General features: G+C 43.6%; 8 protein-coding genes and 1 pseudogene. 5 read left to right on the top strand and 4 right to left on the bottom strand.

All coding sequences use genetic code 11. The features are described 5' to 3' along the window. Positions 1 to 1,957 (top strand): CARDB domain-containing protein (locus RIG66_RS32985; RefSeq protein ID WP_446384195.1); only part of this gene is annotated, 1,957 nt, incomplete at its 5' end. A gap of 190 nt (positions 1,958 to 2,147) precedes the next feature. Here RIG66_RS32985 and RIG66_RS32980 read toward each other — a convergent pair. The 4 genes from RIG66_RS32980 to RIG66_RS32965 all read right to left on the bottom strand — a co-directional run bounded on the left by RIG66_RS32980 (position 2,148) and on the right by RIG66_RS32965 (position 4,460). After that, positions 2,148 to 3,035, bottom strand: coding sequence for a hypothetical protein (locus RIG66_RS32980; protein ID WP_446384193.1), 888 nt, complete (start codon positions 3,033 to 3,035; stop codon positions 2,148 to 2,150). Between the two features lie 219 nt (positions 3,036 to 3,254). Further along, entirely contained in the window at positions 3,255 to 3,764 is a 510-nt protein-coding gene (locus tag RIG66_RS32975) for a hypothetical protein (RefSeq protein WP_446384196.1), read from the bottom strand. A gap of 11 nt (positions 3,765 to 3,775) precedes the next feature. Next, positions 3,776 to 4,012, bottom strand: coding sequence for a hypothetical protein (locus tag RIG66_RS32970; protein ID WP_446384191.1), 237 nt, complete (start codon positions 4,010 to 4,012; stop codon positions 3,776 to 3,778). A gap of 199 nt (positions 4,013 to 4,211) precedes the next feature. Then, positions 4,212 to 4,460, bottom strand: a complete 249-nt coding sequence (locus RIG66_RS32965; RefSeq protein WP_446384189.1) for a hypothetical protein — start codon at positions 4,458 to 4,460, stop codon at positions 4,212 to 4,214. Between the two features lie 122 nt (positions 4,461 to 4,582). Here RIG66_RS32965 and RIG66_RS32960 point away from each other — a divergent pair, with 122 nt between their 5' ends. The 4 genes and pseudogenes from RIG66_RS32960 to RIG66_RS32945 all read left to right on the top strand — a co-directional run. Then, positions 4,583 to 4,828: a helix-turn-helix domain-containing protein gene (locus RIG66_RS32960; RefSeq protein WP_446362878.1), complete on the top strand. Its 246-nt coding sequence runs from the start codon at positions 4,583 to 4,585 to the stop codon at positions 4,826 to 4,828. Between the two features lie 56 nt (positions 4,829 to 4,884). Further along, positions 4,885 to 5,130: a helix-turn-helix domain-containing protein gene (locus tag RIG66_RS32955; RefSeq protein WP_446384186.1), complete on the top strand. Its 246-nt coding sequence runs from the start codon at positions 4,885 to 4,887 to the stop codon at positions 5,128 to 5,130. Positions 5,131 to 5,338: 208 nt separating this feature from the next. Next, a complete protein-coding gene (locus RIG66_RS32950) occupies positions 5,339 to 5,515 on the top strand; it encodes a hypothetical protein (RefSeq protein WP_446384184.1) in 177 nt (58 codons plus the stop codon). A 62-nt stretch (positions 5,516 to 5,577) separates the two neighbouring features. Continuing rightward, positions 5,578 to 5,802 (top strand): annotated as a pseudogene (locus RIG66_RS32945) (transposase); the annotation flags it as partial.

Genomic DNA, 5,802 nt, shown 5'->3' with positions numbered 1-5,802 from the left:
CAGTGTTAATCATTCCTTCTGGAATTTATATGGAGATGATACCTATTACATCGGTATGAAGGTTGATTCGGGGTCAGATGTTACCGAAAGCAATGAAACCAATAACTCAAATGTTGGCTTTTTGTTCGATTACGATGATGTAGCCATCAATAATACCCAATTAGCTGACTTATCAGGCTTGGATTTTGATGTCACTCCACAACTCCTAGATGCAGGTAATAGTTTCAACATTGATTTTGACATTAGCAATACAGGAAGTAGCGCTGGTGCTTTTGATGTGTCTTTCTATCTCTCCAGTAATGACACAATTAGCACTGTAGATCATTTGTTAGGCAGTACCACGATTAATGGGTTAGCTGGGAACAGTACAGGCTCCTTTAGCACTAGCTTAAACCTGCCAGGAGTTAATCATTCCTTCTGGGATTTATATGGAGATGATACCTATTACATCGGTATGCGGGTTGATTCGGGTTCAGATGTTACGGAAGTCAATGAAACCAATAACTCAAATGTTGGCTTTCTGTTCGACTACGATGATGTAGCCATCAATAATACCCAATTAGCTGACTTATCCGGGTCTGATTTTGATGTCACTCCAGAACCTCTAGATGCCGGGGATAGTTTCAACATTGATTTTGACATTAGTAACACAGGAAGCAGCGCTGGTGCTTTTGATGTTTCCTTCTATCTTTCCAGTGATAGTAGTATTAGCAACTCAGATTTACTGCTGGATACAATCAGTTTCACTGGATTGGCAGCCAATAGCAGTGGCACATTTACGAGCAACTTTATTCTCCCTGAAGCTAATGATGCGTTCTGGAGTGGAGATGGCAGCTACCATATCGGCATGATGATTGATTCCGGTGATGATATCACGGAAACAATTGAAACGGATAATGCCAATCTTGGCTTGATGTTGGATAAGGATAATGTGGTCATCAATAATACCCAACTGTCGGATTTAGTTGGCGTAGACTTCAACTTAGTGCAGGAACCCTTAGCGGCTGGTGATCACTTCGATGTCAATTTTGAAGTGCAAAACACGGAAATGTTTGCCGCCGGAGCGTTTGATGTTTCTTTCTACGTTTCTACCGATAATACTATCGATACGGCGGATCAATTCCTCGGTAGTGCAACAATTAATGGTTTAGCGGGTAACAGCATTGGTGCTTATACCACGGGGTTAACCTTGCCAGGAATTAATGATTCTACCTGGAATGGTGATGGAATTTACTACATTGGCATGATCATTGATCAAGACGGAACACTTCCTGAAACCGATGAAACCAATAATGCTAATAATGGTTTATTTGTGGATTATGACAATGTGCTAATTTCCGATACTGAACTCATTGGCACCGATGACGATGATATCTTGTTTGGCACTCCTGGTGATGACATTCTCTCTGGCTTGCGCGATGATGATGATTTAGTAGGCGGTGGCGGCGATGATACCTTGTTTGGCGATCGCGGCGATGATAACCTGTTTGGTGAAGCTGGAAGTGATATGCTATTTGGCGATCGCGGTGATGACTATCTCTTCGGCGGTACAGGGAATGATATGTTATTTGGCGATCGCGGCGATGATCTGTTAATCGGCGTTGAACTCAATCTGGCAAATCCCGGTTTAGGGGAAGTGGATAGTCTTATCGGTGGCTTTGGTGCGGATGTATTCCAACTTGGAGATGCATTCACCGCCTATTATGATGATGCTGACGGGACAACCGCTGGTTCTAGCGATTACGCCCTCATTACTGATTTTGATATCAACCAAGATATCATCGAACTTCATGGCAGTGCGGCTGACTATCAACTCGCCACTGTTTCGCCCAGTTTACCATCAGGAATTGGTGTTTTCCTCCAGTCTTCTACACCATCAGGTCAAGATGAATTGATTGGTATTGTACAAGGTGAAAGCAGTCTGAGTTTGAATGATAGTTACTTTAGTTTTGTGTAACGACTGGTCTCCCCTTTTTGAAGGGGGACGGAAGGGGATCTATAAGGGGAATGAGGGGGGTTGGGGGAAATTAACTAAAATTTGTCTTAAAAGTCCGCGCAGGCGGACTTTGTTTGTGTAGACGTGAATTCCATTCGCCGTCTACTCATTCGCCGTCTACTTTTTATAGATTGAACGGGGAATTTATTGATCAAATTTCAGCCGCTGCTCGTTCGATTAAACGGCGGGCGACGGTTTGAGTACCAGTATGTTCGTAATAATTCGTTGACGTGTCTAAAAATGCAGCCAGATAATCCAACTTATCATCCGCAATTTCCACAAATCCTTGCAGATTATTAACCACCTTTTGTGGCGTTAACCCTCTCGCCGCGACTACGCCACCCATCCAACCTTTTACCGCATCGAAGCTTTCCCCAATAAAGTTCAGCTTGCCTTCAGAACTATTTCCCGGAATCAAGCCGCTGATTTGTTGAAAGCTGGAATTTTGCTCTAAGCGCGAGGGACTTAATCCAGAAAGCGTTGATTGTGCCACTTGAATGAAATCAGGACCCAGGGGAATCAAACCATCAATACAGATAAGTCCCGCCATTCGGATCATCGACTCACCGCTATAGTCAGCTAAAGCATTGACAAAATCCCCGATACTGTCTCCAGGAATGCCGTTAATTTGACAAAACGCCACCAATTCCGCCACAACTTTTAAACACAAATCGATAGTTTGTGCCGTATCAGCTTTGGGCGTAAGCCGATTTAAAAATCCCAGAAACGAAACTCGTTCACCGATTTTATTAGCTAAAGCTGCCGCACCGAGAGCAAAATCCGCACTATCAACAGATTGGAAAAGCCAAATTGCCCGTTGATAGCCTTGGGACTTGTCGTTATAGAGCCAAAGAGCGCGTTCACTAATATCCTGAATTAATGCCGGATCATCTTCCCCTGTAACCTCGCGCACGGTATTTTCAAAGCCAACCACATTTTGCCAATCACCAGGAGCAACAAAATCTAAGGCTTTCAAGACGGAAACGGTTAGTCCACCTTCAGGTAAATTATCAACTAATTCAATAATAGATTTACTCATGTAAAATCTCCTATAAATCGTTTCAATGATATCTTTAATTTGTTCCCAATGACCAAGGACAAATGACCAATGACCAAGGACAAATGACCAATGACCAATGACCAATGACCAATTATAGAGAACTAACCTTTCTGTGTAATCAGTGTAACTAAGCTTTCATCCCCTACCCGTATCTGGACAATAAATCTGGGAAATCAGTGTTTTGACGAATGACCAATTTTATTTGAGTTGGGATAATCCTTGCAGATCAAACTTTTCTAACCAAGCCTCGCGATCGCTAGGGGTAAAAGAGTCGTCACGGGATTGGACTTTGACTTGGAAGCGATCGCGAACCAGAATCGCTGTTTGTGTCTTCCCCCGTTCCACACCAGGATACCCGGCAATTGTTTTAGAACTATCCTGGAATTTCTTCGCTGCACTGGGGTTATTGGCTAAATCATTAATCGACAGCACCGCCACATCCTTGCCATCCTGTTTCAACTTCGCTTCGGCAAATCCAGTTTTCTCTTGGGCAAATATGCGCTTATAATCACCGTTAGCGTCGGGGAAGAATTGATTAAACTGCCCCCCAGCTAAAGGTTCACCGGAAACCTGAGTAGGTTGCTGAGTGCTAGTTTGAGGCGCTTCGGTTGAGGGTGGGGGAGCGGTGGATGGTGCGGCACAAGCCGTTACCAGTAAAAATAGCGAGAGTGATAAAGCGGTGAGTATTTTACCGATTCTGAACATCAGGGTTAGCGTCCTCATCGTGTGTGCCAAGATTTCCTCATTTTGACATAGCGATCGCGCAAATACGTTTGCCGTTGTTGCCAGATGGCTTCGAGTCGAGAAAAGGCTTCTTTTGTGTATCGTTGAGATTCTTGCTGGATGAGTAACCAAAGGGTATTGAGGGTTTCCAGGTTTGGGCAGAAACGGATTAGGGTACGACAAGCGGCAATCCACTGTTCTAGCTTGCGGTAACTAATAAAGTAACCGCCCAATCCTTCGATACCACTTTTCCCAGTTGAGGATGCGCTTTGGATTAATGTTCAGGTATTTGGCGATTTGTTGGAGGGTGATGACAAAGGTTTGGTGATTGATGCGGTGGCGTAGCGATTGCATGACTATTCGTGATTTGAGATGAGTGTCTTGTTCCCCCTTGTTAGCGACAGAAGGGGGTTAGGTTATTTTTGCTACCGATTAGTCAACCTGAATACGGCGACTCAGGATACTCATTACCTCACCAGGATTTTGAGTCGGCTGAGGTTTGCTCCATTCACTGACTTGGGCGTAGCCAAGGCGGTAAAAGGCGTGAATGGTGTTACTGACGCCTTGGGGAGTGCTAATGACTAAGACTTTGAGGGGGACTCGATTGGGTTCTGATGGTGGATTGGCAGGGAGAGGGGTTTGCGGGTTGGGGGTTGGGTTGGGAATAAACTCTTGTGTCATAAGGATTTAACTGCTTTTCAAGTTGACGGTTATGTTGACAAAGTGCAACACTACTAATTTTATCTTGATGTAGAACTTTGTCAACATTTACGTGGTTGTAAGCCTTTGACACAATCAAGGGCATGGGAAAAGCAGGCACAGTGTTAAAGCAGGTGTTAGATACCTATCGCATTAGCCAAAATAAGTTGGCGGTGGCGATGGGTATTGGACGTTCCAGTATCAACCGTTGGGTTAATGAAAATCGAGATCCATCCGGTGATGCTATCCTCCAAATTAGAAAAGGACTGAATAAAATTAATTCAGCGGCAGCCGAGGAGTTCATTAGGTTGTATCTGGATGAGTCAGATGAGGGTGAGGAATCGTTGTAGGGAACGGGCTTTGTCAACCATTTACCCGGTTGTAAGCCTTTGACACAATCTGAGGCATGGGAAAAGCAGGCAAAGCACTCAAACAGGTTTTGGAACGTTATGGCATTACTCAAAATCGATTAGCCGTGGTAATGCAAGTGGGGCGTTCTAATGTTCACCGCTGGGTTTATGAGGTTGCCGATCCCGTCGGCGATGCCATCCTAGAAATTAGGAAGGGACTGAATAAAATTAATCCAGCAGCAGCAGAAGAGTTCATTAGTTTGTATCTGGATGAGTCAGAGGAGGATGAGGAACAGTCGTAGAGAAGGTGTTTTGTTAACATTTCGCATGAGTCTTTGACAAAATTTAGGCATGGGAAAAGCAGGGACAGTGCTAAAGCAAACAGGTTTTGGAACGTTATGACATTACTCAAAATAAGTTGGCGATAGTAATGGGTATTGTAAAGTTTCAATAACAATATAGTCAGGTATAGTTATGTTTGGTAATATATAGAGATAAAATTCTCAGACTATGCCAAAAAAGCAGGAGTCAGTTATCGAACTGCCTGGAGGTGGTGGAAACAAAGATGAATTAATGGAAGACTTAATCGCCATTATTACTTTTTTTTGCTCGCAGATGTACGGATTAAGAAGGTCGAAACGAAAAACCGAAAAGATTTGGCCCGAGTTAAAATCTCACGGACAATAATGCTACTAGCCCAAAGACATATAATCAAAAAAGGGCATCGTCTTTGGAGGTCGATAGATCGCTTGTCTTGGCAGTCTAAAAATCTTTACAACTCAGCCAATTATCTCATCCGTCAAAACTGGATTTATGGTCATGGGTATTTGACATATAATCAGATGGCTTCCTTGATGAAAGAGACCGAACAATACAAAGCCTTACCCGCGAAAGTATCGCAGCAAGTTTTAAGAGGATTAGATCGGAACTGGAGATCCTTTTTCGCCGCGAACTCTGAATTTAAAAAGCATCCA

The sequence above is a fragment of the Coleofasciculus sp. E2-BRE-01 genome (assembly GCF_040221695.1).
Classification (GTDB): Bacteria; Cyanobacteriota; Cyanobacteriia; order Cyanobacteriales; family Coleofasciculaceae; genus Coleofasciculus.
The sequence above is the reverse complement of the archived record's forward strand: the minus strand, read 5'-3'. Positions and strand labels throughout refer to the sequence as shown.